General features: G+C 56.1%; 25 protein-coding genes. 9 read left to right on the forward strand and 16 right to left on the reverse strand.

Annotated features, from left to right (window positions below; translation table 11 throughout):
* Positions 1–27 precede the first annotated feature (27 nt).
* The 5 genes from ACRZ91_RS05915 (at position 28) to ACRZ91_RS05935 (ending at position 5847) form a co-directional block, all read left to right on the forward strand.
* Positions 28–1425 carry an FAD-dependent oxidoreductase gene (locus tag ACRZ91_RS05915; RefSeq protein WP_480903396.1) on the forward strand — a complete coding sequence of 466 codons (1398 nt, stop codon included), beginning with the start codon at positions 28–30 and terminating at the stop codon, positions 1423–1425.
* Entirely contained in the window at positions 1425–2399 is a 975-nt protein-coding gene (locus ACRZ91_RS05920) for an isopenicillin N synthase family dioxygenase (protein WP_480903257.1), read from the forward strand. Before ACRZ91_RS05915 ends, ACRZ91_RS05920 begins: the two co-directional genes overlap by 1 nt.
* Before the next feature lie 90 nt (positions 2400–2489).
* Positions 2490–3563 (forward strand): AI-2E family transporter, encoded by a 1074-nt coding sequence (locus tag ACRZ91_RS05925; RefSeq protein WP_170473373.1) that lies wholly within the window; start codon positions 2490–2492, stop codon positions 3561–3563.
* A complete protein-coding gene (locus tag ACRZ91_RS05930) occupies positions 3564–4253 on the forward strand; it encodes a P-loop NTPase family protein (protein WP_480903259.1) in 690 nt (229 codons plus the stop codon). It begins immediately after the preceding gene.
* A 49-nt stretch (positions 4254–4302) separates the two neighbouring features.
* Positions 4303–5847, forward strand: coding sequence for a Ppx/GppA family phosphatase (locus ACRZ91_RS05935; protein WP_480903261.1), 1545 nt, complete (start codon positions 4303–4305; stop codon positions 5845–5847).
* Here ACRZ91_RS05935 and ACRZ91_RS05940 read toward each other — a convergent pair whose 3' ends face one another.
* The 7 genes from ACRZ91_RS05940 to ACRZ91_RS05970 form a co-directional block, all read right to left on the reverse strand.
* The gene (locus tag ACRZ91_RS05940; RefSeq protein ID WP_375543887.1) at positions 5848–6210 is read right to left on the reverse strand and encodes a hypothetical protein; all 363 of its coding nucleotides are present in this window, start codon (positions 6208–6210) and stop codon (positions 5848–5850) included.
* A gap of 49 nt (positions 6211–6259) precedes the next feature.
* Complete coding sequence (locus ACRZ91_RS05945) at positions 6260–7261, reverse strand: endonuclease/exonuclease/phosphatase family protein (RefSeq protein ID WP_480903263.1); 1002 nt, start codon at positions 7259–7261, stop codon at positions 6260–6262.
* A gap of 3 nt (positions 7262–7264) precedes the next feature.
* Complete coding sequence (locus ACRZ91_RS05950; protein WP_170540894.1) at positions 7265–7945, reverse strand: molecular chaperone DjiA; 681 nt, start codon at positions 7943–7945, stop codon at positions 7265–7267.
* A 9-nt stretch (positions 7946–7954) separates the two neighbouring features.
* Positions 7955–8479, reverse strand: coding sequence for an N-acetyltransferase family protein (locus ACRZ91_RS05955; RefSeq protein WP_480903265.1), 525 nt, complete (start codon positions 8477–8479; stop codon positions 7955–7957).
* Entirely contained in the window at positions 8476–9078 is a 603-nt protein-coding gene (locus tag ACRZ91_RS05960; protein ID WP_480903267.1) for a VOC family protein, read from the reverse strand. Before ACRZ91_RS05960 ends, ACRZ91_RS05955 begins: the two co-directional genes overlap by 4 nt.
* A 109-nt stretch (positions 9079–9187) precedes the next feature.
* Positions 9188–11314, reverse strand: a complete 2127-nt coding sequence (scpA, locus tag ACRZ91_RS05965; RefSeq protein WP_260022720.1) for a methylmalonyl-CoA mutase — start codon at positions 11312–11314, stop codon at positions 9188–9190.
* Positions 11311–12126 carry a hypothetical protein gene (locus ACRZ91_RS05970; RefSeq protein ID WP_480903269.1) on the reverse strand — a complete coding sequence of 272 codons (816 nt, stop codon included), beginning with the start codon at positions 12124–12126 and terminating at the stop codon, positions 11311–11313. The genes scpA and ACRZ91_RS05970 overlap by 4 nt, the downstream gene beginning before the upstream one ends.
* 170 nt (positions 12127–12296) lie before the next feature.
* Between ACRZ91_RS05970 and ACRZ91_RS05975 the strand changes: the two genes are divergently transcribed.
* Positions 12297–12743 carry a DUF4174 domain-containing protein gene (locus tag ACRZ91_RS05975; protein ID WP_010441940.1) on the forward strand — a complete coding sequence of 149 codons (447 nt, stop codon included), beginning with the start codon at positions 12297–12299 and terminating at the stop codon, positions 12741–12743.
* A gap of 76 nt (positions 12744–12819) precedes the next feature.
* Here ACRZ91_RS05975 and ACRZ91_RS05980 read toward each other — a convergent pair whose 3' ends face one another.
* Both ACRZ91_RS05980 and ACRZ91_RS05985 read right to left on the reverse strand, forming a co-directional pair.
* A complete protein-coding gene (locus tag ACRZ91_RS05980) occupies positions 12820–14865 on the reverse strand; it encodes an ATP-binding protein (RefSeq protein WP_480903272.1) in 2046 nt (681 codons plus the stop codon).
* Between the two features lie 117 nt (positions 14866–14982).
* Positions 14983–15186, reverse strand: a complete 204-nt coding sequence (locus ACRZ91_RS05985) for a hypothetical protein (RefSeq protein ID WP_170472510.1) — start codon at positions 15184–15186, stop codon at positions 14983–14985.
* Between the two features lie 650 nt (positions 15187–15836).
* On the opposite strand from ACRZ91_RS05985, the gene ACRZ91_RS05990 reads away from it, so the two are divergent.
* On the forward strand, positions 15837–16988 hold the full coding sequence (locus tag ACRZ91_RS05990; protein ID WP_480903274.1) for a DcaP family trimeric outer membrane transporter: 1152 nt from the start codon (positions 15837–15839) through the stop codon (positions 16986–16988).
* A gap of 86 nt (positions 16989–17074) precedes the next feature.
* Here the strand turns inward: ACRZ91_RS05990 and ACRZ91_RS05995 are convergent, their stop codons facing one another.
* The 3 genes from ACRZ91_RS05995 to ACRZ91_RS06005 form a co-directional block, all read right to left on the reverse strand.
* Positions 17075–17428 carry a hypothetical protein gene (locus ACRZ91_RS05995; RefSeq protein WP_170472514.1) on the reverse strand — a complete coding sequence of 118 codons (354 nt, stop codon included), beginning with the start codon at positions 17426–17428 and terminating at the stop codon, positions 17075–17077.
* A gap of 127 nt (positions 17429–17555) precedes the next feature.
* Positions 17556–18023 (reverse strand): DUF6497 family protein, encoded by a 468-nt coding sequence (locus ACRZ91_RS06000; RefSeq protein WP_170540916.1) that lies wholly within the window; start codon positions 18021–18023, stop codon positions 17556–17558.
* A gap of 29 nt (positions 18024–18052) precedes the next feature.
* On the reverse strand, positions 18053–19585 hold the full coding sequence (locus ACRZ91_RS06005) for an acyl-CoA carboxylase subunit beta (RefSeq protein ID WP_480903276.1): 1533 nt from the start codon (positions 19583–19585) through the stop codon (positions 18053–18055).
* 182 nt (positions 19586–19767) lie between these two features.
* Between ACRZ91_RS06005 and ACRZ91_RS06010 the strand changes: the two genes are divergently transcribed.
* Together ACRZ91_RS06010 and ACRZ91_RS06015 are read left to right on the forward strand one after the other, a co-directional pair.
* Positions 19768–20973 carry a multidrug effflux MFS transporter gene (locus tag ACRZ91_RS06010; protein ID WP_170472518.1) on the forward strand — a complete coding sequence of 402 codons (1206 nt, stop codon included), beginning with the start codon at positions 19768–19770 and terminating at the stop codon, positions 20971–20973.
* A 64-nt stretch (positions 20974–21037) separates the two neighbouring features.
* Positions 21038–22438, forward strand: coding sequence for a helix-turn-helix transcriptional regulator (locus ACRZ91_RS06015; RefSeq protein WP_170540926.1), 1401 nt, complete (start codon positions 21038–21040; stop codon positions 22436–22438).
* A gap of 72 nt (positions 22439–22510) precedes the next feature.
* Here the strand turns inward: ACRZ91_RS06015 and ACRZ91_RS06020 are convergent, their stop codons facing one another.
* The 4 genes from ACRZ91_RS06020 to betI form a co-directional block, all read right to left on the reverse strand.
* A complete protein-coding gene (locus ACRZ91_RS06020; protein ID WP_010441930.1) occupies positions 22511–22750 on the reverse strand; it encodes an HP1242/YdcH family protein in 240 nt (79 codons plus the stop codon).
* Between the two features lie 121 nt (positions 22751–22871).
* On the reverse strand, positions 22872–24530 hold the full coding sequence (gene betA / locus ACRZ91_RS06025; protein WP_480903278.1) for a choline dehydrogenase: 1659 nt from the start codon (positions 24528–24530) through the stop codon (positions 22872–22874).
* A gap of 87 nt (positions 24531–24617) precedes the next feature.
* Complete coding sequence (betC, locus tag ACRZ91_RS06030; RefSeq protein ID WP_480903280.1) at positions 24618–26126, reverse strand: choline-sulfatase; 1509 nt, start codon at positions 26124–26126, stop codon at positions 24618–24620.
* A complete protein-coding gene (gene betI / locus ACRZ91_RS06035) occupies positions 26123–26695 on the reverse strand; it encodes a choline-binding transcriptional repressor BetI (protein WP_260022726.1) in 573 nt (190 codons plus the stop codon). The genes betC and betI overlap by 4 nt, the downstream gene beginning before the upstream one ends.
* Positions 26696–26728 lie beyond the last annotated feature (33 nt).

Genomic DNA, 26728 nt, shown 5'->3' on the forward strand with positions numbered 1-26728 from the left:
CGATTGACCGCAACGCCGTGTTTTTCAATGTTGGCGCAAACGTTCAATCGCGAGGCAACAATGCGAACAATCACCGAACCCGCCCGCCAGATCCCTGTTGTTCACCAGACAGATGTTTTGGTTGTGGGCTCTGGCCCAGCAGGATTGTCCGCTGCGCTTGCCGCCGCACGCGCAGGGGCCGAAGTTTCCTTGATGGACAGGTTCGGTTGCATGGGTGGCAACATTACGGCCGTTGGCGTCGAAGGCTTTGCCTGGTATCGCCACGAACAAACCGTCGAAGCCGGGGGCATCGGCCTGGAATTCGAGACCCGCGCAAAGGAAATGGGCGCAGCCGTGCCTGAAAGCCAATCGCTCAGCTATGAACTGGACAGCGAGGGCTTCAAGCTGGTGGCCGACAAACTGGTCGAAGAGGCGGGCGTTCATCCGATGCTGCATCGACAATTCGTCGCCCCGATCATGGACGGGGATCGCATCACCGGCGTGATCACCGAATCCAAAGCGGGGCGTGAGGCGATCTTGGCGAAGGTTGTTATCGACGCAACGGGGGATGCAGACGTCGCACATCGTGCAGGTGCCCCGACCCACAAGACACCGCGTGAGGACATGATGGCAGCCTCGGTCATGTTTCATCTGGCCGGCGTTGACAAACGGGCCTTCATGGAAGGTGTCAAAGCGGACCCACAGACCTACAAGGATTGGGGCGGCGGCGGCGAATGGAATATCGAAACCTCTGGCAAAGAGGACGACATGTTCTCACCCTTCGTCAAAAAACCTTTCCAGCAGGCGATTGATGAGGGCCTGATACCGGCTCATCTGAACACGATCGCAGGCACTTGGGGTGCGATGCACTACACGGGCGAGCTGACATATATGAACCTGATTCATATGGACCAGATCGACGGGACCGACCCCGACAGCCTGACATTTGGTGAGATCGAAGGCCGCCGTCAGGCGATGCTCGCCATTGATGCCCTCCGTCGCTTCATGCCGGGCTGCGAAAATGCTCGTTTGCGCAATTTCGGCATGACGATCGGTATTCGGGATACGCGCAAGATCGATGCAGTCTACAACATGACCGAAACCGATGCCCGCCATCAGGGCCGATTCGAGGATTCCATCGGTATTTACCCTGAATTCATTGATGGTTACGGCATACTGATCTTGCCGACCACAGGGCGATATATGCAAATACCATATCGCTCGATGCTGCCCAAAGGGATCAAGGGTTTGTTGGTTGCGGGCCGGTCCCATGGCGCGGATCGGGTCGCACACGCCGCGACGCGCAACATGTCCTGCTGCGCGGTGATGGGTCAGGGCGCAGGGATCGCGGCGGCCTTGTCGCTGAAAAGCAATCAGGAACTCGACAGCATGAACCTTGCGCCTGTGCATCAGGAATTGGAACGCCAAGGCGTGAGAACTACCTAATGGAGTATATTCCAACTATTGATATCAGCCCGCTGACCAATCCCGCCGGACCACAGTATCAGTCAACGGTCGCGCAGATCATGGATGCCTGCACCAGTATCGGGTTTCTGTCGATCACCGGGACAGGCATTTCGTCTGAGCACATTGATCAGGTACGCGGCTGTGTCAGAGCGTTCTTTGATATCGAAGAGGCCCGAAAATGGGACCAGGCCATCACTCGCGAAAACTATCGCGGGTACATACCGATGGGTTTCTTCACGCCCAATGACGGCTCGGGCACGGCGGATAAGTACGAAGGGTACAAGCTGCATTTCGAAGCAGCCGAAGATGCCCCGATCCGGGCTGAATGCGCACTTTACGGCCCGAATATCTGGCCCCGAGAGGTGCCGCAGGCGCGTACGGTCATACTGGATTATTGGCAACAGCTTGATGGCGTAACCGATCTTTTGCTCGGTGCCCTAGAGGTTGGCTTAGAGATCCCACCCAATACTCTGCGCGACGCCTTCCGCGACCCGATGACCAACATGACCCTGCTGCATTACCCACCGCAGGCATCAGAAGAACGTGGCTATGGCATACATCCACACAAAGACACCGATGCGCTGACAATAATCGCACCCGATCCGGTCGGCGGGCTTGAGGTACAGACCCGCACCGGAGGCTGGATCACACCGGAATGCCCTCCAGGCGGCTTCGTGGTTAATATCGGCGACATGCTGGAACTATGGTCAGGCGGGCGATTGAAATCGACCCCACATCGCGTAGTCAATCGATCCGGGCATGAACGCTATTCCTTTCCGTATTTCGCCGTTCCGCGCCACGATGTGGTGGTCGCGCCGCTGCTGCCTGCCCTGACCGGCTTTGATCGCCCCGAGGTGCATTGCGGCCACTGGTCGGCAGAAATCTGGCGCACCAACTGGCCTGATGAACTGGCTACAGGAGATACTCCGGAACTGGGTACACTGACAGACTAGGGCGTAAAAATCGCGCACCATGAACCGCTTGCATCGCCGGGCGTCATGGGCCAAGAACACGGCAATGCTGTGCAAACGGGGGATTGCGCTATGGCCTTGCCGGTGAAGGATCAGCTTAGATACTGGGGCATTGCCACTGTCGTTTTCGTGCTGCTTTTGTACCTGTTGGGTGATGTCTTGCTACCCTTCGTGATCGGTGGTGCGATTGCCTATTTCCTTGATCCTGTTGCGGACCGCCTGGAAAAACTGGGTCTATCGCGAATGGCGGCGACCGCGATCATAACCGTGGTTGGAGTGCTGGGCTTTGTATTGATGATCTTGATGGTCGTTCCGGCCCTGATCACTCAGCTACTGGATCTGATCGATACTTTACCTAGCCTTTTCAAGCAACTGCGCGCATTTATTGAACAACAATTCCCCGCTCTTCTGGACCGGGAATCGAACACGCACCAGATGTTGGTGTCTTTCGGCGAAACGCTGAAATCCAAAACCGGAGATGTTTTGCAGACGGTTCTGGCCTCGCTGGGATCGGCCATAAACGTTGTCGTATTGCTGGTCATCGTGCCGGTTGTCGCAGTCTATCTGCTGATGGACTGGGACCGCATGATTGCCCGGATCGGAGAGCTGCTGCCCCGCGATCACGCCCCTACGATCAAGCGGCTGGCTGGTGAGATTGATGCCGTTCTGGCCTCATTCGTGCGCGGAATGGGCACTGTCTGTCTGATCCTTGGTACATATTACGCAGTTGCGCTGATGCTGGTTGGTTTGCAATTCGGCCTGATCGTTGGCTTCATCGCCGGGCTGGTCACGTTCATTCCTTATCTCGGTGCCTTGATCGGAGGCTCTCTGGCCATTGGTCTCGCACTGTTTCAGTTTTGGGGGGACTGGGCGCATATCGGGTTGGTCGCGGGCATATTTGCCATCGGACAGGTGACCGAGGGCAACTTCCTGACCCCTAAGTTGGTAGGCAGCTCAGTCGGTTTGCACCCCGTCTGGCTGCTACTGGCGTTGTCAGTGTTCGGCGCATTATTTGGTTTTGTCGGAATGCTGGTCGCAGTTCCAGTTGCTGCAGCCTTGGGTGTATTGGCCCGTTTCGCGACCGAGCAATATCTGAACAGCCGTCTTTATACCGGGCTTGAAGGGCTCGAACAGGACGACGAGTAAATGGCCACACAACTCAGCTTTGATCTGCCGTCCAAGACCGCCTTGGGCCGCGAAGATTTCTTTGTCTCGCCCGCCAATGCGCTGGCCGTCGCGATGATCTCTGCGACCTCATGGCCAGGAAACAAGCTGGTGCTAAGCGGCCCGGCAGGATCAGGGAAAACCCACTTGGCCCATGTTTGGGCGGCGGAAACAGGCGGCCGCATCGTGCAGGCCATTGATTTGCGCTACGAAGAGGTTCCCAACCTCGCGCGTACCTCGGTCGCAATCGAGGATGTTCCCCTAATTGCAGGTGATCCTGAACAGCAAAAAACACTATTTCACCTGCATAATCTGGTGCTGGCCGAAGGGAACGCCTTACTTATGACCGGACGCGCCGCGCCAAAGCTATGGCGCCTGCCGTTGGCCGATCTGCAAAGTCGCGTGGAAGGAGCGCACCATGTGGCCTTGGAAGCGCCGGATGACGCTCTGTTAGGTGCAGTGCTCGCAAAGCTCTTCACTGACCGTCAGCTAAGCCCCGGCCCGGATGTCATCGCCTATCTGGTCAAACACATGGATCGCAGCTTTGAAGCTGCAGCGAAAGTGGTTGACGAATTGGATCGCATTGCACTCGATGAAAAGCGCGATATCACCCGTGCGCTGGCGGTGCGTCTATTGAACACAGAACTCGAACAATCTGATGCCCACGATTGACCCAACCCAGGTGATCCCGCATCCTGCGCCCAAAACATCTGGGGACACAATGACACAGACTGCCGAGACCGATTTCCCCGATCACGGGCTGTTTGGAAAGCCCATTTTCGAAGATCCGGGGGCTCGGGCGCTGTCTCGGGTTGGTGTAGTCGATATCGGGTCCAACTCGGTCCGCATGGTGATTTTCGATGGCGCAGCGCGCTCTCCGGCTTATTTCTACAACGAAAAGGTCATGTGCGAATTGGGGGCAGGCCTATCCGAAACCGGGCGTCTTAACCCGTTGGGACGTGTACGCGCGCTGGCTGCATTGCATCGGTTCAAATATCTGGCGGAAGACCTCGGGTTACCCACCCTGCACGCCGTCGCCACTGCAGCGGTGCGTGAAGCAAAAGATGGTCGCGATTTCTGTGAGCAGGTAAAAGCGGAAACAGGATTGATCATCAATGTGGTCAATGGCGAAGAAGAAGCCCGCCTGTCAGCGCAAGGCGTATTGTTGGGATGGCCCGGCGCGTATGGTTTGATCTGTGACATCGGAGGCTCGTCAGTCGAACTGGCAGAAATCGGTGGCGGCAAAGTCGGGCGTCGCATGACCTCGCCTTTGGGTCCGCTCAAACTGCGCGATATCAAAGGCGGTCGTCGGGCGCGTAAAGAGCATATCAAGAAGACCATGGAAGAGATGCGCGATAAGATGGGCCCCCAGCGGGATCGCCTGTTTCTTGTTGGCGGCAGTTGGCGCGCCTTCGCACGCCTTGACATGCTGCGCCGAGGCTACCCGCTGAACGTGCTGCACGAATACCGTATGACTCAGAGTCAAGTTCGCGAGACCATCAAATTCATCGAACAGAATGACGCGGATGAATTGCGCAGTAAGGCTGGTGTATCTGGTTCGCGTATGGCGCTGATCCCTTATGCAATGGATGTGCTTTCCCGCTTGATTCGCACTTTCAAGCCCAAGGACATCGCGATATCCAGCTATGGCATTCGCGAAGGATTACTGTACGAGCAGATGCCGCAACGCTTGCGCGACCGCGACCCATTGATTGAGGTCAGCCGCTTTGCCGAAGCCAAAGATGCACGCCTGCCCGGGTTCGGAAAACACTTGTTCGATTTTGTCATGCCTCTTTTCCGCTCGGCGCCAGAGCAGCGGGTGCGGCTGATCAAAACCGCCTGTCTGCTGCACGACGTCAGTTGGCGCGCGCATCCCGACTACCGAGCCGAGGCCTGTTTCGAATATGTGACCCGTGCCAACATGAGCGGGATCAAACACTCTGAGAGAGTTTTTATCGGCCTCGCTTTGCAGCACCGATATCGGAACAAGCGTGAAGGTAGCCGATTTAATAAGCTCTATGAGTTGCTGGATGAGCGCGGTCAGGAACAGGCCGAAATTCTGGGTAAAGCGCTTCGCTTTGGCGCAATGCTTTGGATGCAGCATGACGCGGCTATGGGTAAGTTGCGCTATTATCCGAAGAAGCAAAAGCTTGAACTGCGCTTGCCCAAATCAGCAGGTCCATTGTTCAACGAAGTTGCCGAAGCGCGGTTCAACTCATTGGCTAATGCGCTGAATTCTGAACCCAAGGTTATCCTGAGGGGCTGATCAAATATCAGTCAAGCCATCGGATGGAATGTCATCTTGCGGAACCGATTCTTCGGGTCGTTCCTGTGCCGGCTTTTTACGGATGATAATATCGCCGTTGGGCAACATTTCGGGCGTTTCATAGGCCGTCCAATCCTGAACCTGAGTGGCGAGTTCAGCCAGCGCTGGCCCCATCTCCTGCAGGAATGATTGCAATGCCGGGCCGAACTGCTCGGCGAAACCGCGCAAATCCTCGATCGTGGGCTCCATTTCCTGCCGTAGACCTTCCAGAAAAAGCTCGGCACCTCGCTCCATCAAGGACTTGCTGTCCTCTTCAGCATGGGCGGGTATTGCCACCAGTGCGCAGGTTGCGCAGATCTTCAACACATGTCGCATGGTAGAAATATAAGAGGTGGCCGATGCAGTTGAAAGGCTACAGATCTATATCCAGCGTCACAGGAAAGTGGTCGGATGCTGCCAGCAAAGCATCGCGCAATTCGGGGGTGCCCCAGCATGCGGCGTCCCGAAATGGATGCCAGATGCGCCAGACCGGGTCATGACCACGCAGATCTTTGCTGATCATGATGTAGTCGAGCAGCGCCTCAAGATACCTTCCCTCCTCCCGACGTTCAAAACGCGCCGTAGCCGGTATTGATCCGGGACGCGGACGATGCGCTTGCGCGGCGTGAGGATCATAAAGCCCTGCCTGCAAAAGAATCTCGACCGAAGATCGCCCGAACAGATGCTCAAACTCATCCAGTCCCGGGCCATCGTTCAGATCACCAAGCAAGATGACTGGCTCTTTGGCGTCAATATGGTGTTCAACGCGTCGCGCCAACCAAACCGCCTGCGCCAGTTGCTTGCGGCGATTGGCAATGGAGAGACGGATCATTTCGTCCCGTGACCCGGCACGATGGGGGGCTTTGGATTTTAGATGTGCCCCTATCAGGCGGAGGGTCGATCCATTGGCCATCTCAATGGCCAGTTCCATTGGCGGTTTCGAGAACTCGACCTGATCTTCGGTCGCATCGATGTCCAGATCAATGCGGAACACGCCATCGAACCGAGGCGCGGCTGGATCACTCAGTTGTCCAACTGGCTCGTGGCGTGCTTTCAAGACATCCGGATCGAACAACAGCGCCAGTTCCTGATGCGTATCATTGGCAAACCCCATAACTGCATGGGACGTGCGCAGATTGAATGTTTCAGCAAACCGTTGAAGGGCGCGGACGGTATTTTGCGTTTTGCCTGTATTTGGGGCCTCAACGACCAATACAGCATCGGCATCAACGGCGGTCAGAACCTTGGCCACCGCTTCGATCTGCTGCACTCTGGTTATGTCACGCCGCCCTGACCAACTATCGTCGGCGACCAGATTATCATCGCGATCAAACAGATTGGCGAACCATTCGATATTGTAGGTCGCCAGCCGCACCGATCACACCCGAGCGCCGTTTATTTCATCCCAGGCGCGATTGATATCGATCATCTTTTTCTCGGCCAGACGCACCGCTTCCTCGGGCACGCCGCGCGCCATCATCGCATCGGGATGAGTCTCTCTCACCAACTGCCGCCAAACTTTGCGTATTTCGGGCAGTGACGCACTCCGCGCAACGCCCAACACTGTGTACGGATCTTTTGGTGCATCCGGCACAAATCGCGCACGCAAGGCCATGAATTGAGCGTCAGTCTGACCAAATATTCGGCTGACCTCTTCAAGAAATTCATTCTCGTTTGGGTGATAGAACCCATCGGCCATAGCGATGTGAAAGAGCCCTTCCATCAAATCGCAAAGCGTGGTGCTGTCTTCCGCAAACATTCCCGCGATCTTGCGCGCGTAATCTTTGTATCCAGCAACATCGGTTCGGGCCATGTCAAAGACCTTGGCTGCGCCGTCTTCGTCTTCGGGCGCGATCTGGAACACTTCGCGGAAGGCTGTAACCTCATCGCGTGTCACCTGACCATCGGCCTTGGCCATCTTGGCCCCTAGTGCCACAACGGCAATTGCAAACGCGACCGAACGTTCGGGGGGCGTACGCAGCTTTTCAAATACTGCGGTCAGGCTTTCGCCCTGGGCAAGCGCATTCAGCGCATCAGCTATTCTGGTCCAGATCGACATGGCCGCACCCTAGCGCGCCTTTGCGCGACTGTCAGGTGCGACAGATGACTGCGGGGCAAGTATTTTCTGCATCAGAACAAGATCCAAGCGCTGCCCCCATTTAAACCCCACTTCGGGCATATGCCCCACCTGTTTGAAACCGATTGCCGAATGGAAAGCGACGGCTGCTGGGTTGGCCGAGGAAATTCCCGCGACAAGAACATGCACATTGTTTGTTTTGGCGATGGCCTCCAAGGCCTGCATTAATGCGCGCCCCGTGCCCTCCCCTCTGGCCTCAGGCGCCAACTGGATCGAATGCTCGCGGCACTGCGCATATCCGGGGCCCGACCGGAATAAGTTGTAAGTTGCAAACCCCCCGACCATCCCATCGCGCTCGGCGACCAGAAAAACCGGCCCACGGGTTTCTATCTCTGCCGTCACTTTTTCCACGCTACGTTCATCGGTGGTGAAAGTGACCAGCGTGTCACGAATGATCGCGTTTGCGATCTCGGTAATCGCGGGTGCGTCTTCGACCGTTGCCTGTCGGATGATCATTCCAGCACGCGCAGCCCATGTGGAGTTTCAATTTCTGCGCGCAATGCTGCCGGGCCGCTATCAAAAACGACATAATCCAACGCCCCCAAGCCCTTGGCCAGATCAAGAGCATCCGGGTGGCACACGATCAGTCGCTTCAACCGGCACCCGCTGTCCTGCAACATTTGTGCAGGATGCAGATCACCCTGCCACTGGATGAGCGCGGGAAAGAGGTTATCAAACGGCAGACGCCCGTTCGGCGGAACCGCCATGCGCCAGCGCAGCGCGCCTCGGTCCAGATCGATGGGCTGACCAACACCGTCAGGAAAGACGGTCAGCGAAGCCTCGATATCGGGAACCTGGCAAATCCAGTTGGTCAGACGGGGTGATCCGGCGAACCGGTCCAGATCGAACCAGCGCGTCCTTTGCGGATTGGGCGCATCGGGATCGATGGCGATAGCCTCTATGTACAAGCCCTCCCGCAAGCCCAACAGGCGGTTATACGTCCCGAATTTCTCGTGCTTGCCGCCATCCTGCAATCGAACACCCAACGCCTGTTCGATATGGTCAGAAGCCTCTTCCAGCGTTTCACCTGCAACAGCCAAATGGTCCAACAACATTAAGGCGCTCTCCCAAAAAACATGCGACCAGACAAGAAGTGTCTGGCCGCATGTTTTCCTCAAAGGTTCCGGATCACAAGATTTTTCGTACGAAAAATCTTGACCCACCTCAGGCTTTGGCTTCACCGATCAAACGCAAGATATCTTGTGCCGCGTCAGGGATGTTCGTTCCCGGACCAAAGATCGCCTTTACACCGTGATCGTAGAGGAACTGGTAATCCTGTTGCGGGATGACGCCACCACAGATGACGATGATGTCTTCGGCCCCGGCCTTTTTCAGTTCTTCAACCAACTGGGGTGCCAACGTCTTATGCCCAGCAGCCTGCGAAGAGATCCCGATCACATGCACATCATTGTCTACCGCGTCCTGCGCGGCTTCTGCGGGAGTCTGAAACAGAGGGCCGACGTCCACGTCAAACCCGATATCAGCAAAGGCGGTGGCAATCACCTTCGCCCCTCGGTCGTGGCCGTCCTGCCCCATCTTGACCACCAGCAGACGCGGGCGACGGCCCTCGGCCTCGGCGAATTCTTCTATCGATTTCTGGATCGCGGCAAAGCCTTCGTCACCTTCATAAGCCGCGCCATAAACACCGGCCAGGGTTTTCACTTCGGCGCGGTGGCGACCGAATTCCTTTTCCATTGCCATGCTGATCTCTCCTACGGATGCACGGGCGCGGGCGGCCTCGACGGCGGCGGCCAGCAGGTTACCACCCTCACGGGCAGTGGTGGTCAGCGCGTCCAACGCCTGCTGACATGCTGCTTCGTCACGTGTGGCGCGAATGCGTTCCAACCGCGCCACCTGAGCCTCGCGTACGGCGACATTGTCGACGTCCAAAATGTCGATCGGGTCTTCCTGTTCCTTGCGGTATTTGTTGACGCCAACGATGACCTCTTCGCCCCGGTCGATCATGGCCTGACGACGGGCCGCGCTTTCTTCGATCCGCAGCTTGGGCATGCCAGAAGCAACCGCCTTGGTCATGCCGCCCATCTCCTCGACCTCTTCCATCAAAGCCCAGGCTTTTTCGACCAATTCATTGGTGAGGCTTTCGACGTAGTAAGAGCCCGCAAGCGGATCGACCACATCTGTCACGCCAGTCTCTTCCTGCAGCACCAATTGCGTGTTCCGTGCGATGCGGGCAGAAAAATCGGTGGGCAACGCAATCGCTTCGTCCAGCGCGTTGGTATGCAGCGACTGGGTGCCGCCCAGTACCGCGCTCATCGCCTCATAGGCGGTGCGGATCACGTTGTTATAGGGATCCTGCTCCTGCAGTGACACGCCCGAAGTTTGGCAGTGGGTGCGCAGCATCTTCGACCGTTCGGATTTCGCTCCGAACTCGGTCATTACCCGATGCCAGAGCGTGCGTGCTGCGCGTAGCTTCGCAATCTCCATGAAGAAGTTCATGCCGATAGCAAAGAAGAACGACAGACGGCCCGCAAACTTGTCCACATCCATGCCCGACTGAGTCGCGGCACGCACATATTCGCGGCCATCGGCCAGCGTATAGGCCAGCTCTTGCACCAGGTTCGCCCCGGCCTCTTGCATGTGATAGCCCGAAATCGAGATCGAGTTGAACTTCGGCATCTCGTTCGAGGTGAACTCGATAATGTCCGAGATGATCTTCATCGATGGCTCGGGCGGGTAGATATAAGTGTTGCGCACCATGAACTCTTTCAGAATATCGTTCTGGATGGTGCCCGACAGCACGGCCTTGTCATGCCCCTGCTCTTCTCCCGCAACTATGAAACTGGCCAGAACCGGGATCACCGCCCCGTTCATCGTCATTGAGACCGAAACCTTGTCCAGCGGGATGCCGTCGAACAGGATCTTCATGTCCTCGACGCTGTCGATGGCCACACCGGCCTTGCCCACATCACCGACCACGCGCGGATGGTCGCTGTCATAGCCCCGGTGCGTCGCCAGATCGAAGGCCACAGATACACCCTGCTGACCGGCGGCCAGATTGCGGCGATAGAAGGCGTTCGATTCCTCAGCCGTCGAGAATCCGGCATACTGACGGATGGTCCAAGGACGACCCGCATACATCGTCGCCTTCACCCCACGGGTAAACGGGCCGAAGCCAGGCAGTGACCCCATATGCGGCAGGTCTGCGGTGTCGTCCTGCGTATAGAGCGGTTTGACATCGATGCCTTCGAGCGTTTCCTTGGTCAGATCGTCCAACGGACGCCCGCGCAGTTCTTTTTCGGCCAGCACCTGCCAGTCGTTGGTGTCGGTCATGTCGATTTCCTCTGTTCCAATCGGGGTTCCGCGGGGATGACCCCGCGCGTATCTCTTTCTGTCCGGCAGACAAGCTCGGCCAAGCCGTCTGCGCCGGAGGCAAGCCATTCCAGATCATCCGCATAATCGGACCACAGCTTCATCGCCTGATCTGCGTTTAGGCCGTGAGGGGCAGGATTGGGCGCGGCATTCAGCGAAAGGCCGTCGTTGTCCTCAGGTGCATCGCGCACGGTCAAAGCCTCAAGCTGTGCGCGCTGATGGCCCGCAAAATCTTCGAAGGGCAAGACTAGCAGCGGAACGCCGGGAAACGCGCGGCCCATCTCCGTAATCACATTTCGCCAGCTCCGCTTGCTCTGGGTGATACGTTTCCATTTGGCGGGCTCAATCGGCTCACTTCCGCGTTTGAATTTATAGGCCGCAACAGAAGACCAATACATATCCAACGCCCGGATATTCAGAGCCAATTTGCCAACCCCGTCATCAAAGGCCTTCGCGAGCAGCAGACCACGCTCGTGCATGCTGGGATAAAGCGAGGCGAATGCAATATTACGCTCAATAGAACCTACGAAGTTCTCTTGACTTACCAATAGCTGCTTGGCACCCGCACGCCGACACGCATCCAGATCACGGCGTAGCGCGTCACAAACATCTGGCGTCAATTTGTTCAGGCTATTCAAACCGTTGGCACGTGTGCGTTCAGGCCCCCAATAGACCAACCCTTGCTCAGCCAGCGTGTTCTCATTCCTGCTTAGATAGTTTTGAAAGCTGGTGGTTGCGCACCTGTGTGCGCCGCAATGCAGGATGATCTCCATCGCCCTACCCTCCCCACCGAAAGTCTTCATGAACAACCTGTATTCTCGGCGCTTGGATAGGCGCGGATGAAACGGGATCGAGCCTGAGGTACAATTTTTTGATGTCCGCAGACATTTCGCCAGTCGCATTCGTCCGCGCAGAGGCTATATTCAACAGAACAGGAGGCCATATGACACGCACGCTTGCCCTTGTTTTCTCGGCACTATTCCCGCTGGCCGCCTTGGCCGCGGACGCGAATGCCCCTGCGGATGACAGCTTTGTGCGTCCCGTAGATGACAGCGATCTGAGCGATTTTCTCTGGACCCATCGCCCGATCGTTGTATTTGCCGATACCCCTGCAGACCCAAGGTTCCAGCAACAGATTGACATGCTGTTGGAGGGCGAAGCGGCGATGCGTGATCGCGACGTAATCGTATTGACCGATACCGATCCGTCGGCACGATCTCCTATACGGTCAAAACTGCGACCGCGCGGTTTCCAGATGGTATTTGTCGACAAGGATGGCGTCGTGAAACTGCGCAAACCCAGCCCATGGAGCGTGCGCGAGATTGGCCGCTCGATTGACAAGACGCCCTTGCGTGAACGCGAAATTCGCGAACGGCGCGAAGGCGGCTGAACACCTGAAACTTGCCTTAAGGTCCCGACGGAAGTCGCCGAGAACCCTGACAGGTATGAAACAGGTGCGCACATGATCATGCGAACTCGATAATCACATCGTCAACGGCAAGGCTGTCGCCGGGACCAGCATTGATTTTGGAGACAACGCCTTTCTTCTCAGCGCGCAGGATGTTCTCCATCTTCATCGCCTCGACGGTGCAAAGCGCCTGACCCTCCTGTACCTCCTGCCCCACTTCGACATCGATCTTCACGATCAGGCCGGGCATCGGGCAGAGCAGCATCTTGGATGTATCAGGCGGCAGCTTCTCGGGCATCATCCGGGCCAATTCGGCCTGACGTGGGGTGCGGACATGCACCTTGAGATCCGCGCCGCGGTTGCGGATGCGGAAACCGCCCGACACTTTGCCGACCTTCAGAACCAGTGGGCTGCCATCGACATCGAGCACTGCAAGCTGATCACCCGGTGTCCAATCGGAGGCGACACGGTGCCTCGTGCCATCTGCAAAGGACACGGTGGAGCCATCCTGATCGGCGTCTATCGCAACCTCGAACTCTTGCCCTTGCAGCGAGACGACCCAATCGGTTCCAACCTTGCGTTCATGATTGTCCATCCGCCCCGACACCCGTGTACGACGAATCTCGGCCACCCGGTGCATCGCCGCGCACGAGGCAGCGACTCGGCGCAGATCAGCTTCAGGCAACTCAACACCCTCAAATCCGTCAGGATACTCCTCGGCGATGAAGGCGGTCGTCATATCACCGCTAACGAATTTCGGGTGGTCCATAACCGCTGACAGGAACGGTAGATTGTGACCGATGCCTTCAACCTCAAAACTGTCGAGCGCCACACGCATGGCTTCGATCGCCTGCTCGCGGGTCGGCGCCCAAGTGCACAGCTTGGCGATCATCGGGTCATAATACATACTGATCTCGCCGCCTTCATAGACGCCGGTATCGTTACGTACAGCGCTATCCCCTTTGGGCGCATCGCCTTGCCATTTGTCATTCACCAGCAACGGGCCAGCGGCGACTTCCTGCGGTGGGCGATAACGGGTCAGGCGGCCAATCGAGGGCAAGAAGCCGCGATACGGATCCTCGGCATAAAGACGGTTCTCGATGGCCCAACCCGTCAAGGTCACGTCATCCTGAGTGATGGTCAGCTTTTCACCAGCAGCCACACGGATCATCTGTTCCACCAGATCAACACCGGTAATCAGCTCGGTCACCGGGTGTTCCACCTGAAGGCGGGTGTTCATTTCAAGGAAGTAAAAGTTCTTTTCCCCATCCACGATGAATTCGACCGTTCCAGCACTGGCATAGTCCACGGCCTTGGCCAGCGCGACCGCCTGTTCTCCCATCGCTTTTCGGGTTTCAGGATCAAGGAAGGGCGAAGGCGCCTCTTCTACAACCTTCTGGTTCCGGCGTTGGATCGAGCATTCACGCTCGCCCAAATAGATGCCGTTGCCATGACTGTCGCACAGGACCTGAATTTCGATGTGGCGCGGTTGGGTCACGAATTTCTCAATGAAAATCCGGTCGTCTCCAAAGGAATTTGCAGCCTCGTTCTTGGAAGATTGGAAGCCTTCCCGCGCTTCTTCATCATTCCACGCGATCCGCATGCCCTTACCACCGCCGCCAGCGCTGGCCTTGATCATCACCGGATACCCGATATCGTTCGATATCTTCACCGCCTCATCAGCGTCTTCGATCAGCCCCATGTAGCCGGGGACCGTCGAAACCCCGGCCTCCTGTGCGATCTTCTTAGAAGTGATCTTATCACCCATGCTTTCGATCGCACCAACCGGCGGGCCGACAAAGGCGACGCCTTCGGCATCCAGCGCTTCAGCAAACTTGGAATTCTCGGACAGAAAGCCATAGCCGGGGTGGACAGCCTGCGCACCACTTTGACTGATGGCATCCATTACCTTGTCGATGACAATGTATGATTGATTGGCCGGTGGTGGACCAATATACACGGCCTCATCCGCCATCGACACGTGCAGGGCGTTCCTGTCAGCATCAGAATAGATGGCGACCGTACCAATGCCCATCTTGCGGGCAGTCTTGATGACCCGGCAGGCAATCTCGCCCCGGTTTGCGATCAGGATCTTGTTGAACATGGAACGTCCTTTGGATTGAAGTTCTGGAAACGCAAAACGCCGCCGCAGGGTGTTGACCCCACGACGGCGTGATGCGTGATGACGGACGGGGCGTTGGCTGCCCCGATAAATTCAGCGTTAGTTACAGGTGTTTTGGGTTTTGCAATACAGCACGTTCCCCGCAGCACCGACCGCTGCGCCAAACAGCGGGTCGGCATTGAGGACCGCAGCCCCAACCGCGCCTGCGCCGCCACCAAGGATCGCCTGCTCGCCTGTTGTGTCACCGCAGGCCGCAAGGCCGGCGCATGTCGCCAACGCAAGGAAGAATCGTGATTTTTGCATGTTTTCTGCCCTTTTAGGTTTCTCAAAGTCTTTGAGGGCAGATGCCGAATTCCGGTATTGTTATGCAATAACAGAGGTTGCAAACCACAGAATTGCGCAGTTTCTTGCCGTTTTTGGACTGTGTTCGCCAAAAAGAAAACCGCGGACAGAGCTCTGTGGGGAACACAAGCCTGCCCGCGGAAGGAAGGGGTACGGAATAGTAGGTGCTTGTGCGACGCAGGCAAAGTAGAGCCGCACGGCCTCTTCACTGTGCACAGCACAATTTGCAGCGCAAACCCGTCTTCGTTTCCGTTTGAGATTCCGGCTAAAACTTGCCCACCGGCAGCGCGCCCGCGCAACTTTGCGCCGACACTATTTCGCCCTGCCCCCCCGATTTCCCGGCTCATGCCCGTCACGTTCATGTGACGACATGCTGCCGGATGATGGCCAACACGGCGGTTTACCTCACGCGTTGCTTCCGGAAGTCCACTAAAAAAATCTACAGGGGCCAGGCGCTTATTCTGCGCTTTCACCGAGCTGTGAAAGCACGAGCCATTCTTGACACGGTTACTTGAAAAACTGCGCAGAATTCCTCGCAGACTGGTGATTTTCCTCGGGCTCTTATGCGTGAAACGGTGCCGGTGCACACTCGCATACAAGGAAATATCTCCATGATAATAAAGGGCAAAACTGCTAGCCTGCTTGCTGCCAGCACGCTTTCCGCGACCGGAATGCAGACCTTGGCGCAAGATGCGCAAACTCAGGCTGAACTCGATGCGCTTCGCGCAAGAGTCGAGGCTTTGGAATCGTCCAAGCCCGGAGCCGGAACCGGTGATCTGAGGATCGGAAACACCACGCTGGATGTTTATGGCTATGTCAAAGCCGATTTCTTTTACGACTTCGAATATGATCAGGGCGACACAGCGTTTGTGAATGTCATAGGTGAGCCCTCGGCCGAAACCGATGGCACATTTGGCGCCACCGTTCGGCAATCGCGAATCGGACTGCGTACCAACACACCAAGCGGTATTGGCGACATCCAGGGGCAGATCGAAGTGGATGCTTTCGGCTCGGGCGGTACAGCAGAATTCCGCATTCGCCACGCGAATATCCGGATTGATGAACAATGGCTCATCGGTCAGTACTGGACCAATTTCCAGCCTCTGGACACCTACCCCACCACAGTTGAGTTCAATGGACCGGTCGGCATCCCTTTTGCCCGTGTTCCTCAGGTTCGATACACTAACGGCTTCGGATCGAATACAACCTTTGCTGTTTCTGTAGAGGAAAACGTCGGAGGTTCGAACTCGGATGATCCGGTGCTGACTGGTGCGGTCGAGTATAACGACGGCAAATACCTGGCGCGCGCCTCGGTTTTGTACGGCAAAGCCCAATCCGGCGATGTCGAAGTGGATCAGACCGGCTTTACCCTTTCTGGGTCGATCCGTCCCTGGCAAGGTGGCCTGTTCCAAGTCAACTACGTCAATGGTGAAGCGATCGGCCCCTACCTGATCGGTTTGGGTGACGCGATTGTTGGCGGTCAGGCGAACGATGTCGACGGGTATACCATCGAGTTTCGTCAAGATTTGACCCCCAAATGGAACGTGGGCATCTCCTACGGTAAGGAAGATTACGACCTGCCCACCTCGACAGGAAGTTTGTCCTTCACCGAGCTTGAGACCATCCATGTCAATGCGTTCTACAAAGCAACTGACAATCTGACATTGAGCGCCGAATACATCTATGGCGAGCGGAACGATACGATTTCGGGTGACACTTTCGATGGCAACCGTATTCAGTTGGCCGCACAGCTGAACTTCTGACCTGCCCCAAGTGCCCTGCCTGTTCGCGGGCAGGGTTCCACCAACTCGGGCTGGTCGAACTTGATATGCAGCTGCGGTGGGCAAATTCAGCGCACCCCGTCGAAGATTTCTGGAAACGATTGACGAGCAACGTCCGGGTCGATCACCAACAGCGCGTCATAGCTGGCGGGGTCAAACGGATCTTCAGCGGCGATCACTTCCCGCTCGAACAGCCAACTCAGTCGGCCTGCATCCAGGTTACCACGCTCGAACGGCTGATCACCAAACTGCGCCCATAACGCTTCCATGAATGCGGCATCTGCACGCCTATCTGCAGGCTTGCGATCCCGAAAACGTTCGCGCCTGGTCAAGGGAGTCACTCCCTTGGGATTGGCGCGCCGGATCGTGAACTGAAAGTCAGTTCCGGCCAAGCGGCCGGGGAAGCCACGGTGTTTCAACATTTCGACACCTCGCCGGTTAAGGCATTGAAATTACATGGGTGCAGACGACCCTGCCGGGATGAAAACACGATATGAACCTCCGAGTTGTATATGGGCACCCTGTGACCGAGATCGCGTACTCTCATGGTCAGAGTCCTTCCCAGATACATTGGGATTGTTCCAGCCGATAGGCCTCAAAAAACTGAGTCGCGTCAGGCTCGGACGTGCCGAACTCCAGCGGTCGATCCGAGAAAGAAATCACGACACGCGCAGGATCCAGATCGTGCAGCGCCACGTAAGGGACCGCCAGCGTCTGACACAGATGCTCCATGTCGATCACTGCGACATCATAGGTGATGCGGCCCACGGTCGCCCCGATATTGGGAGCAATAAACCTGAAACGAACCCAGAGTTCCCCGGGATTGGTATCAAGCAGTACATTGCTGAGCTCTACTGGCTGACCCGATGGCACGGGCAATAGATTACTTGCCTGAACCGAACTAGTCATAGACATCGCCAATACCAGCGCGCTCCCCAGGAAGCGTCCAGCGCGAGCCAGCCCCTCCGAAGTTGCTTGCGCGGCAAACGCGCTTTTATGTCCAATCAAGTCGATCATGAAGCAAATCGGTTTGTTCCATCTAACTCTTAGAGCGGGATATTATCGTGCTTTTTCCATGGGTTCTTCAGCTGCTTTCCACGCAGACTGGCAAAGGCACGCGATACGCGACGGCGGGTTGAGTGTGGCATGATCACTTCATCGATAAAGCCACGCTCGGCAGCGACAAAGGGGTTGGCAAACCGGTCTTCGTAATCCTGCGTGTGTTTCGCGATCTTATCCGCATCTCCAAGATCAGCACGATGGATGATCTCGGTGGCGCCCTTTGCACCCATCACTGCGATCTCGGCCGTGGGCCATGCATAGTTGAAATCCCCGCGCAGATGCTTCGATGCCATCACGTCATAAGCACCGCCATAGGCTTTGCGCGTGATCACGGTGACCTTTGGCACTGTTGCCTCTCCATAAGCAAACAGCAGTTTCGCGCCATGCTTGATCACGCCGCCATATTCCTGTGACGTCCCCGGAAGAAAACCCGGCACGTCGACGAGCGTAAGGATCGGAATTTCAAAGCAATCGCAAAACCGTACAAAACGCGCAGCTTTGCGCGAGCTGTCGATATCAAGACACCCGGCAAGAACCATCGGTTGGTTTGCCACAACGCCTACGGTTTGTCCTTCAAGACGGATAAAACCGGTGATGATGTTCTTGGCGTAATCTTCCTGAATCTCGTAGAAATCGCCCTCGTCCGCGACTTTGGTGATGAGCTCCTTCATGTCGTAGGGCGTGTTAGGATTATCTGGGATCAGAGTGTCCAGCGACGTCTCGATCCGACCTGGCTCATCAAAGAAGGGACGAACCGGAGGCTTTTCGCGATTGTTGAGCGGCAGGAAATCGACCAACCGGCGGACCTCGGCCAGAGCCTCAACATCGTTTTCGAACGACCCGTCTGCAACCGAGGATTTTTTGGTGTGAGTCGAAGCCCCACCCAGTTCCTCGGCGGTAACGACCTCATTTGTGACGGTCTTTACGACGTCCGGACCGGTCACAAACATGTATGAGGTGTCTTTGACCATGAATATAAAGTCGGTCATCGCAGGGCTATAGACTGCGCCACCAGCGCACGGCCCCATGATCACACTGATCTGAGGCACCACGCCCGAGGCCATGATGTTGCGTTGGAACACCTCGGCATAGCCAGCCAGCGAGGCAACGCCTTCCTGAATGCGCGCGCCACCCGAGTCATTGATCCCGATCACTGGCGCTCCGTTCTGAACCGCCATATCCATGATCTTGCAAATCTTCTGCGCATGGGTTTCGGACAGCGAGCCGCCAAACACGGTAAAGTCCTGGCTGAAGACATAGACCATCCGGCCGTTGATCGTGCCCCAACCAGTGACCACGCCATCACCGGCTGGCTTTTGCTTTTCCATTCCGAAATCGGTGCAACGATGGCTGACAAACATGTCAAACTCTTCGAAGCTGCCTTCATCCACCAGCAGTTCGATCCGCTCGCGCGCTGTCAATTTGCCTCGAGCATGCTGTGCGTCAATGCGACGTTGTCCACCCCCTAAGCGTGCATCGTTGCGGCGGCCCTCGAGTTCGGAAAGGATGTCTTTCATGACGGTAGTCTCCCATGAGATTTTGCGGGACCATAACGATACGAATACCGAGACCAAAGAAGTTTTCGGCAAATTTGCAAACATAAGAAAATCAAGCAGGTGGTAATTGCAAATTTGTAAAGTTATGTGACATCACAAACCCGCTCTTGGCATTCCCCCAAACTAAGTTCTAAGTGTGAACCATGCAGTTCAGTTCAACATCCATCAGCCGGACACCCCCGACCCTTACAACGCTAATATTGTTGTCGGGCCTGTCAGCGCTAAGCATGAACTTGTTCCTACCCAGTCTCCCCTTCATGGCCGTCTACTTTGAGGCAGACTACAAGCTGATGCAGCTATCGATCGCATTGTATCTTTTGGTCAACGCGGTCTTACAGATCATAATCGGCCCCATCGCCGACAAGGCGGGGCGCCGGCCCGTTCTTCTATGGGGACTCGCATTGTTCCTGCTGGCGACTCTGGGCTGCATCTACGCACCAACGATCGAAGTCTTTCTGGCATTCCGCATGAGTCAGGCCGTGATCGTCGTTGGCATAGTTCTTAGCCGTGCAGCGGTGCGAGATATGTACACTCAGGACAAAGCTGCATCGATGCTTGGGTATGTCACAATGGGCATGGCCGTCGTCCCAATGATCGGACCTGCAGTTGGCGGTCTGCTTGAAGAGGCGTTCGGCTGGAAAGCGAATTTCTGGCTGCCCTTTGCGTTGGGCGCACTGGCCCTGTTGCTCACCTACCGAGATTTTGGTGAAACCGCCGCTGCCAGCGGCAAAACCTTGGTACAACAATTCCGCGAATATCCCGAGCTTTTGGCCTCCCCCCGATTCTGGGGCTACTCGCTTTCTTCTGCGTTTTCGTCTGGGGCGTTCTTCGCATATCTCGGTGGAGCACCTTTCATCGGAACCGAAGTGTTCGGCATGACAGCAGCAGAAGTTGGCATATATTTTGGCGCGCCCGCACTTGGCTACTTCTTCGGAAACTTTATCAGTGGTCGTTATTCCGTACGCTTTGGCGTCAACCGAATGGTCCTCTGGGGTTGCTGGCTGAACGCTATCGGCGTAGCCATTTCCGCTTCCCTATTTTTAGCGGGCATTGGCACCGCGCTCAGTTTCTTTGGCCTGATGACCTTTGTTGGGCTTGGCAACGGCATGTCGATACCCAATGCGACAGCCGGGTCATTGTCTGTCCGGCCTCATCTGGCAGCCACCGCATCAGGCCTCAGCGGAGCGATCATGCTCGGCGGCGGCGCTGCCCTCAGCGCGTGGGCGGGCGCATTGCTGACACGCGAGACAGGTGCAATGCCATTGCTCTGGCTGATGCTGGGGACGTCTATTCTGGCGATTTGCGCTATCAGCAGCGTAATCTGGCGCGAGAAGCAATTGGGGCTTTAGAGGGCTTGCGCCAATAGGTTTGCAAAGTTAACTTGAGCAATCAGTTAAGTTGCAAAGAACCAACATGGCTACTCAAAAACTCTATGCGGGTGCAAAACTGCGTGAGATGCGGACCCGGTTATCTCTGACCCAAAAGGAGTTTGCAACAAAACTAGGCGTTTCTCTGCCATATTTAAACCAGATGGAGAACAACAACCGTCCGATTTCAACGACAGTTGTATTGGCGCTGGCGCAAGAGTTCGGCATGGACGTGACCGAGCTTAGCACGGGCGATAGTGAGCGCCTGGTCTCGGACATGCGCGAGGCGCTTGCCGATCCGGTTTTTGCTGACACCATGCCCCCATTGGCTGACCTGCGGCTGACCGCATCGAATGCCCCTGCGCTGGCCCGCGCATTTATTGAATTGCATCGAAGCTATCGCCAAACTCATGAACGTCTGGCTTCTTTGGACGAAGCATTAGGTCGGGAAGACGCCCGCATTCAAGCCAGCCCTTGGGAAGAAGTGCGTGATTTCTTTCACTATTGCGACAATTACATTGACGCCGTTGACCGGGCAGCCGAACGGTTCGCCAGTCGCGCTGATGAATTCGGTGGCATTCGTCAGGCAGCGATCAACAGCCTGACCGAACGAGGAATCCACGTCACCTTCACCGATACCGAGACCCTACGTAGCTACAACGCGGATGATAAGACACTGCGCCTCTCTTCACGCGCAGCTCCGCAGACACAAGTCTTCCAGCTTTTGCTGCAGGTCGCGCTGATCAGTCAGGACAAACTGCTTGAGGCGACGCTCGACTTCGCGCGCTTCCAAAGTGAAGAGGCCCGTGCGATTGCCAAGATTGGCCTCGCAAACTACTTCGCCGGGGCGTCCCTGATGCCATATGGTCTGTTCTTAAGTGCTGCGCAGGACTATCGTCACGATCTGGAATTGCTCAGCAATCGGTTCGGGGCATCCATCGAACAGGTCGCGCACCGTCTTTCCACTTTGCAGCGACCGGGGGCCAAAGGCATTCCGTTCTTCTTTGTCCGGGTCGATCAGGCAGGAACGATCACAAAACGCCATTCGGCCACTCGGCTTCAGTTCGCACGATTCGGCGGGGCCTGCCCCTTGTGGAACGTTCACCGTGCCTTTGAAACTCCGGGCCACTTTCTGCAGCAGCTGGCAGAAACACCAGACGGTGTACGATATATCTCACTGGCGCGCGATGTATCGAAATCCGGCGGCTCCTTCGGCGCGCCTGTTCGTCGCTATGCCATCGCATTGGGGTGTGAAGTACGCCATGCTGAAGCATTGGTTTACGCCGACAATCTCGATATTAACAATGCCGGTGCCTACGAACCGATCGGCATCTCCTGTCGCATATGCGAACGCCAGACCTGTCATCAGCGTTCAGTACCGCCACTCGAACGCCGCCTGACCATCAACTCCGATATCCGCAGTATCCTTCCATACGAAGTCACCTGATCTTCATCTGGCCTGAAATACTCAGGAGGAGTCGCGGCTTGCCGCGACGGGGGCAAAGCCCCCGCCTGTTCGTCAGCTTTTCGACAGAATCGCCCAGATTTGATCCTTGAGCACAGCTCGTTTCTTGCGCAACTCAACCTCGGCCAACTCTTCCATTGGCTCAACATTGGTTTCAGCTCGATGCACTACGCGATTGACCTCATGATATTCATCCGCAAGCCTCGCAAAATGGGCGTCCGTTTGCTTGAGCTGGCTTATGGTGTCGATCTTATCGGGAAACTCTTCAGCCAGTTCATGCGGGGTGTGCGACATCCTGTAAACTCCTCAATGTTGCGTTACAACGGAGAGATAAACATGGTTGTCTCACACCGCTTTGACGCCAATCAAATTCCTTGAGAATTCTTTGCGTAATACTTCAATTGGTGGAACCGGATCAACGTTGCGCCGTGGCCCATCTCGGGCTGATCCAAGGCGCGTCATTTGCTTTGGCCAATGGCTCCTTGTCCAGCAGGTGATCCGACATTTTTTCCCCTACCATAATCGAAGGCGCATTCAGGTTTCCGTTGGTAATCTGAGGGAAAATCGAACTATCCGCGACGCGCAGCCCGTCCACCCCAATCACACGACCATGCGGGTCAACAACTGCAGTCTTGTCATCCGCGCGCCCCATTCGGCAGGTTCCACAGGGATGATAGGCGCTTTCCGCGTGCTCAGCGATGAATGCGTCAAGCTGCTCATCCGTCTGTACGTCTTTGCCCGGCTGAATCTCCTTGCCGGCAAACGGCTTGAAAGCATCCTGCCCGAAGATTTCGCGCGTCAGACGTATGCAGGACCGAAAATCCTCCCAGTCCTTATCATGGCTCATGTAGTTGAAACGGATCACTGGGGCATCCTCAACCCGTACCGAGCGCAGTGTGACAGCCCCCCGAGACGGCGAACGCATTGGTCCCACATGCGCTTGGAAACCGTGCCCCTCAGCCGCTGCCTGACCGTCATAACGCACCGCGATAGGGAGGAAATGGTACTGAATGTCGGGATATTCGACACCAGGTTTCGAGCGAATGAACGCCGCACTCTCGAACTGGTTCGACGCGCCTAGGCCGGTTTTTGTGAACAGCCACTGCGCCCCGATCAAACCTTTGCTGATAAGGTTCCAATGTTTGTAGAGCGTGATCGGCTGCAGCGAGGCTTGCTGGATGTATAGCTCAAGATGGTCCTGCAAATTGGCGCCAACACCAGGTCGATCCGCGACCACTTCGATTCCATGTTCGTTCAAATGCGCCGCCGAACCGATCCCCGACAGCATCAGCAACTTGGGAGAATTGATAGATGACGCGGCCAATATGACCTCACGCCTTGCCGCAATAATTTCTTTCTTGCCGCCACGGATCAATTCGACGCCAGTGGCGCGGCCGTCATTGATGACCACGCGTGCGGCGAGACCCCGAACAATGTCACAATTTTCGCGTTTCAAAGCAGGCTTCAGATACGCATTTGCCGCCGACCAACGCCGTCCTTTCCAGACGGTTTGCTCCATCGGCCCAAAGCCTTCTTGTTTTTCACCGTTGTAATCTCCGGTGACCTCATATCCCGCCTGCTGCCCCGCATCGACAAAGGCTTTGAACAGCGGGTTTTCACGGGGTCCGCGCGACACATGCAATGGCCCGTCAGTCCCGCGCCATGCATGATCGCCACCATGGCCACCATCATGCCAGGTCTCCATGCGTTTGTAGTAAGGCAGCACATCCGCATAGGACCAACCATCCGCACCCATATCCGCCCAGGTGTCGAAATCCCGTGCGTGACCACGCACATAGACCATTCCATTGATCGACGAAGACCCGCCAATCACCTTGCCGCGCGGGCAAACAAGGCGGCGATTGTTCAAATAATGCTCGGGCTCGGATTTATAGCCCCAGTCATAGCGCGACATGTTCATCGGATAGCTGAGAGCGGCTGGCATCTGGATGAATGGGCCCGCATCGGTGCCGCCATGTTCGATCACCAGAACCGAGGCACCGGCCTCACTTAGTCGATACGCCATCGCACAACCGGCGGACCCAGCGCCAACGATGACAAAATCTGCTTCCATATTCGTGTCTCCATTTCCACGCAGGCTAAGATTTTTCGGCGAAAAATCTTAATCACCTCTGGCGGAAGTATTTTGAAAAAGTGAACGTTATTCGCCCCGCGGGAAGCGTTGGCTTTCTTCAACGTCGTTTAGATCCATGTGATTGCGCATGTAGCGTTCGGATGCTTTCTGCAGCGGCTGGTAATCCCACGGGTAATAACCGCCTTGCCGCAGCGCTTCGTAAACTACCCACCGACGGGCCTGACTGGCCCTTACATCGGAATCAAATCGCTCAAGGTCCCAACGCGCCTCGGATTTGGCGCGTAAGGACTGCAGGGTGCCCGCGTGCTCGGGTTGGCTCGCCAGGTTTTTCAGCTCGTGAGGGTCCTCTTCAAGATCAAAAAGCTGGTCCGGGTCCAATGCGCAGCGATTGTACTTCCACTTTCCATACCGAAGCGAAACCAAAGGCGCGTAGGAGGCCTCTGCCGCGTATTCCATCGCGACGGGAGCTGTTCGTTCATTGCCCTTCGCCAAAGGCACCAGGTCTTCGCCATCTGTCCATGGAGCAATTTCTGCCATGCCAACTCCGGCAAGCGCCCCAAGTGTTGGCGTGACATCGATCGTTGATACCGGTGTATCGATCCGGCCAGTGGGAAGATCGGGCGACGAAATCATCAAGGGCACTCGCGAGGACCCCTCGAAGAAAGTCATTTTGAACCACAATCCACGCTCGCCCAACATGTCGCCATGGTCCGAGACAAAGAGGATGATGGCCTCTTGCCGCGTGGATTCCAGCACTTCCAATATCTCGCCGATCTTGTCGTCCAGATAAGAGATGTTGGCGAAATAAGCGCGGCGGGATTTGCGGATATCATCGGCCTTTATGTCGAAACTGCGCCAGTCATTTGCATCAAAAATACGCTTGGAATGCGGGTCCTGATTGTCATAGCCCAAATCCGAGATCCGTGGCTCAAGATGTTCACAATCCTCATACAGATCCCAATATTTACGACGCGCCACGTACGGATCGTGTGGGTGCGTGAAGCTGACGGTTACACACCAAGGGCGTTCATCTTTCCCACGCGCCAGATCATACAATTTGGCTTTGGCGTTATAGGCAACCTCGTCGTCATATTCCATCTGGTTGGATATTTCGGCAACGCCTGCCCCGGTGACTGATCCCATATTGTGATACCACCAGTCGATACGCTCACCGGGTTTACGATAATCCGGCGTCCAGCCAAAATCGGCTGGGTAAATGTCGGTGGTTAGGCGATCCTCAAACCCGTGCAACTGGTCGGGACCAACAAAGTGCATCTTACCTGATAGACAAGTGTAATACCCAGCGCGGCGAAGATGGTGCGCATAGGTTGGAATATCGCTGCGGAATTCAGCCGCATTATCATAGACGCCTGTCCGCGAGGGTAACTGGCCAGACATAAAGCTGGCCCGCCCCGGCGCGCACAGTGGCGACGCTGTGTATGTATTCGCGAAACGCGTTGATTTTGCCGCCAGTTTTTTCAGGTTTGGCGCATGCAACCATTCCGCGGGACCGTCGGGAAAGAGGGTCCCGTTGAGCTGATCCACCATTAGGATCAGAATATTCGGTTTTGTCATTTTTCGGCCTCTAGGAAAACTTTCATAACCCGCAGCGCATGGTTCACGGCCAACTGCGGCTCTTGCGGCGCGTTCAAAGCAGCGTGGATGTACAACCCATCGATCAGAGCGATCATATCTTCGGCGGCTTCGGTCGGATCGCGCAGTAGCGGGCGTAGCGCATGGATGAGATTCGAGCGGATCCGGGCCTGATAGATTTGCCAAAGTCTAAGCGCATCATCGTTGGTTTGCGCCAGAACATAAAAGGTCATCCATGCTGCAATCACGTCCGGCGTGAAACAGGATGGTGCAAAACAGGCGCGGATGATGGCCTGCGCGCGTTCTTCAGGCTTGGCTGTACCAAGTTGAGTGCGCGCTTCTGCCCCGAAATCCGACAGTATACGACGCATAGCAGCAAGGAATATCTGCTCTTTCCCACCGAAATAATGATGGGCCAATGCGCTGGACATTCCCGCACGCTTGGCAATCTGGCTGACGGTCACATCGAGGGATTTTTGTACGCCAAGTTCGGCAATCGTCGCCTTTACGATCGCATCCCGCCGGATCGGCTCCATTCCGAGTTTTGGCATCTTCGCCTCTCTACCCTGCTTGAGTGTAAGAGA

Source organism: Ruegeria sp. O11 (assembly GCF_056535285.1).

What these genes read in the sequence shown, in the direction of transcription:
- ACRZ91_RS06005 (WP_480903276.1), bottom strand. Translation starts at nt 19,585, where the DNA reads ATGAAAGACATCCTTTCCGAACTCGAGGGCCGCCGCAACGATGCACGC.
- ACRZ91_RS05995 (WP_170472514.1), bottom strand. Translation starts at nt 17,428, where the DNA reads ATGTTGAAACACCGTGGCTTCCCCGGCCGCTTGGCCGGAACTGACTTT.
- ACRZ91_RS05960 (WP_480903267.1), bottom strand. Translation starts at nt 9,078, where the DNA reads ATGTTGTTGGACCATTTGGCTGTTGCAGGTGAAACGCTGGAAGAGGCT.
- ACRZ91_RS05935 (WP_480903261.1), top strand. Translation starts at nt 4,303, where the DNA reads ATGACACAGACTGCCGAGACCGATTTCCCCGATCACGGGCTGTTTGGA.
- ACRZ91_RS05950 (WP_170540894.1), bottom strand. Translation starts at nt 7,945, where the DNA reads ATGTCGATCTGGACCAGAATAGCTGATGCGCTGAATGCGCTTGCCCAG.
- ACRZ91_RS05980 (WP_480903272.1), bottom strand. Translation starts at nt 14,865, where the DNA reads ATGTTCAACAAGATCCTGATCGCAAACCGGGGCGAGATTGCCTGCCGG.
- ACRZ91_RS06015 (WP_170540926.1), top strand. Translation starts at nt 21,038, where the DNA reads ATGGCTACTCAAAAACTCTATGCGGGTGCAAAACTGCGTGAGATGCGG.
- ACRZ91_RS05925 (WP_170473373.1), top strand. Translation starts at nt 2,490, where the DNA reads ATGGCCTTGCCGGTGAAGGATCAGCTTAGATACTGGGGCATTGCCACT.
- ACRZ91_RS05975 (WP_010441940.1), top strand. Translation starts at nt 12,297, where the DNA reads ATGACACGCACGCTTGCCCTTGTTTTCTCGGCACTATTCCCGCTGGCC.
- scpA (WP_260022720.1), bottom strand. Translation starts at nt 11,314, where the DNA reads ATGACCGACACCAACGACTGGCAGGTGCTGGCCGAAAAAGAACTGCGC.
- betC (WP_480903280.1), bottom strand. Translation starts at nt 26,126, where the DNA reads ATGACAAAACCGAATATTCTGATCCTAATGGTGGATCAGCTCAACGGG.
- betI (WP_260022726.1), bottom strand. Translation starts at nt 26,695, where the DNA reads ATGCCAAAACTCGGAATGGAGCCGATCCGGCGGGATGCGATCGTAAAG.
- ACRZ91_RS05930 (WP_480903259.1), top strand. Translation starts at nt 3,564, where the DNA reads ATGGCCACACAACTCAGCTTTGATCTGCCGTCCAAGACCGCCTTGGGC.
- ACRZ91_RS06010 (WP_170472518.1), top strand. Translation starts at nt 19,768, where the DNA reads ATGCAGTTCAGTTCAACATCCATCAGCCGGACACCCCCGACCCTTACA.
- ACRZ91_RS05985 (WP_170472510.1), bottom strand. Translation starts at nt 15,186, where the DNA reads ATGCAAAAATCACGATTCTTCCTTGCGTTGGCGACATGCGCCGGCCTT.
- ACRZ91_RS05915 (WP_480903396.1), top strand. Translation starts at nt 28, where the DNA reads ATGTTGGCGCAAACGTTCAATCGCGAGGCAACAATGCGAACAATCACC.
- ACRZ91_RS05920 (WP_480903257.1), top strand. Translation starts at nt 1,425, where the DNA reads ATGGAGTATATTCCAACTATTGATATCAGCCCGCTGACCAATCCCGCC.
- betA (WP_480903278.1), bottom strand. Translation starts at nt 24,530, where the DNA reads ATGGAAGCAGATTTTGTCATCGTTGGCGCTGGGTCCGCCGGTTGTGCG.
- ACRZ91_RS05990 (WP_480903274.1), top strand. Translation starts at nt 15,837, where the DNA reads ATGATAATAAAGGGCAAAACTGCTAGCCTGCTTGCTGCCAGCACGCTT.
- ACRZ91_RS06020 (WP_010441930.1), bottom strand. Translation starts at nt 22,750, where the DNA reads ATGTCGCACACCCCGCATGAACTGGCTGAAGAGTTTCCCGATAAGATC.
- ACRZ91_RS06000 (WP_170540916.1), bottom strand. Translation starts at nt 18,023, where the DNA reads ATGATCGACTTGATTGGACATAAAAGCGCGTTTGCCGCGCAAGCAACT.
- ACRZ91_RS05955 (WP_480903265.1), bottom strand. Translation starts at nt 8,479, where the DNA reads ATGATCATCCGACAGGCAACGGTCGAAGACGCACCCGCGATTACCGAG.
- ACRZ91_RS05970 (WP_480903269.1), bottom strand. Translation starts at nt 12,126, where the DNA reads ATGGAGATCATCCTGCATTGCGGCGCACACAGGTGCGCAACCACCAGC.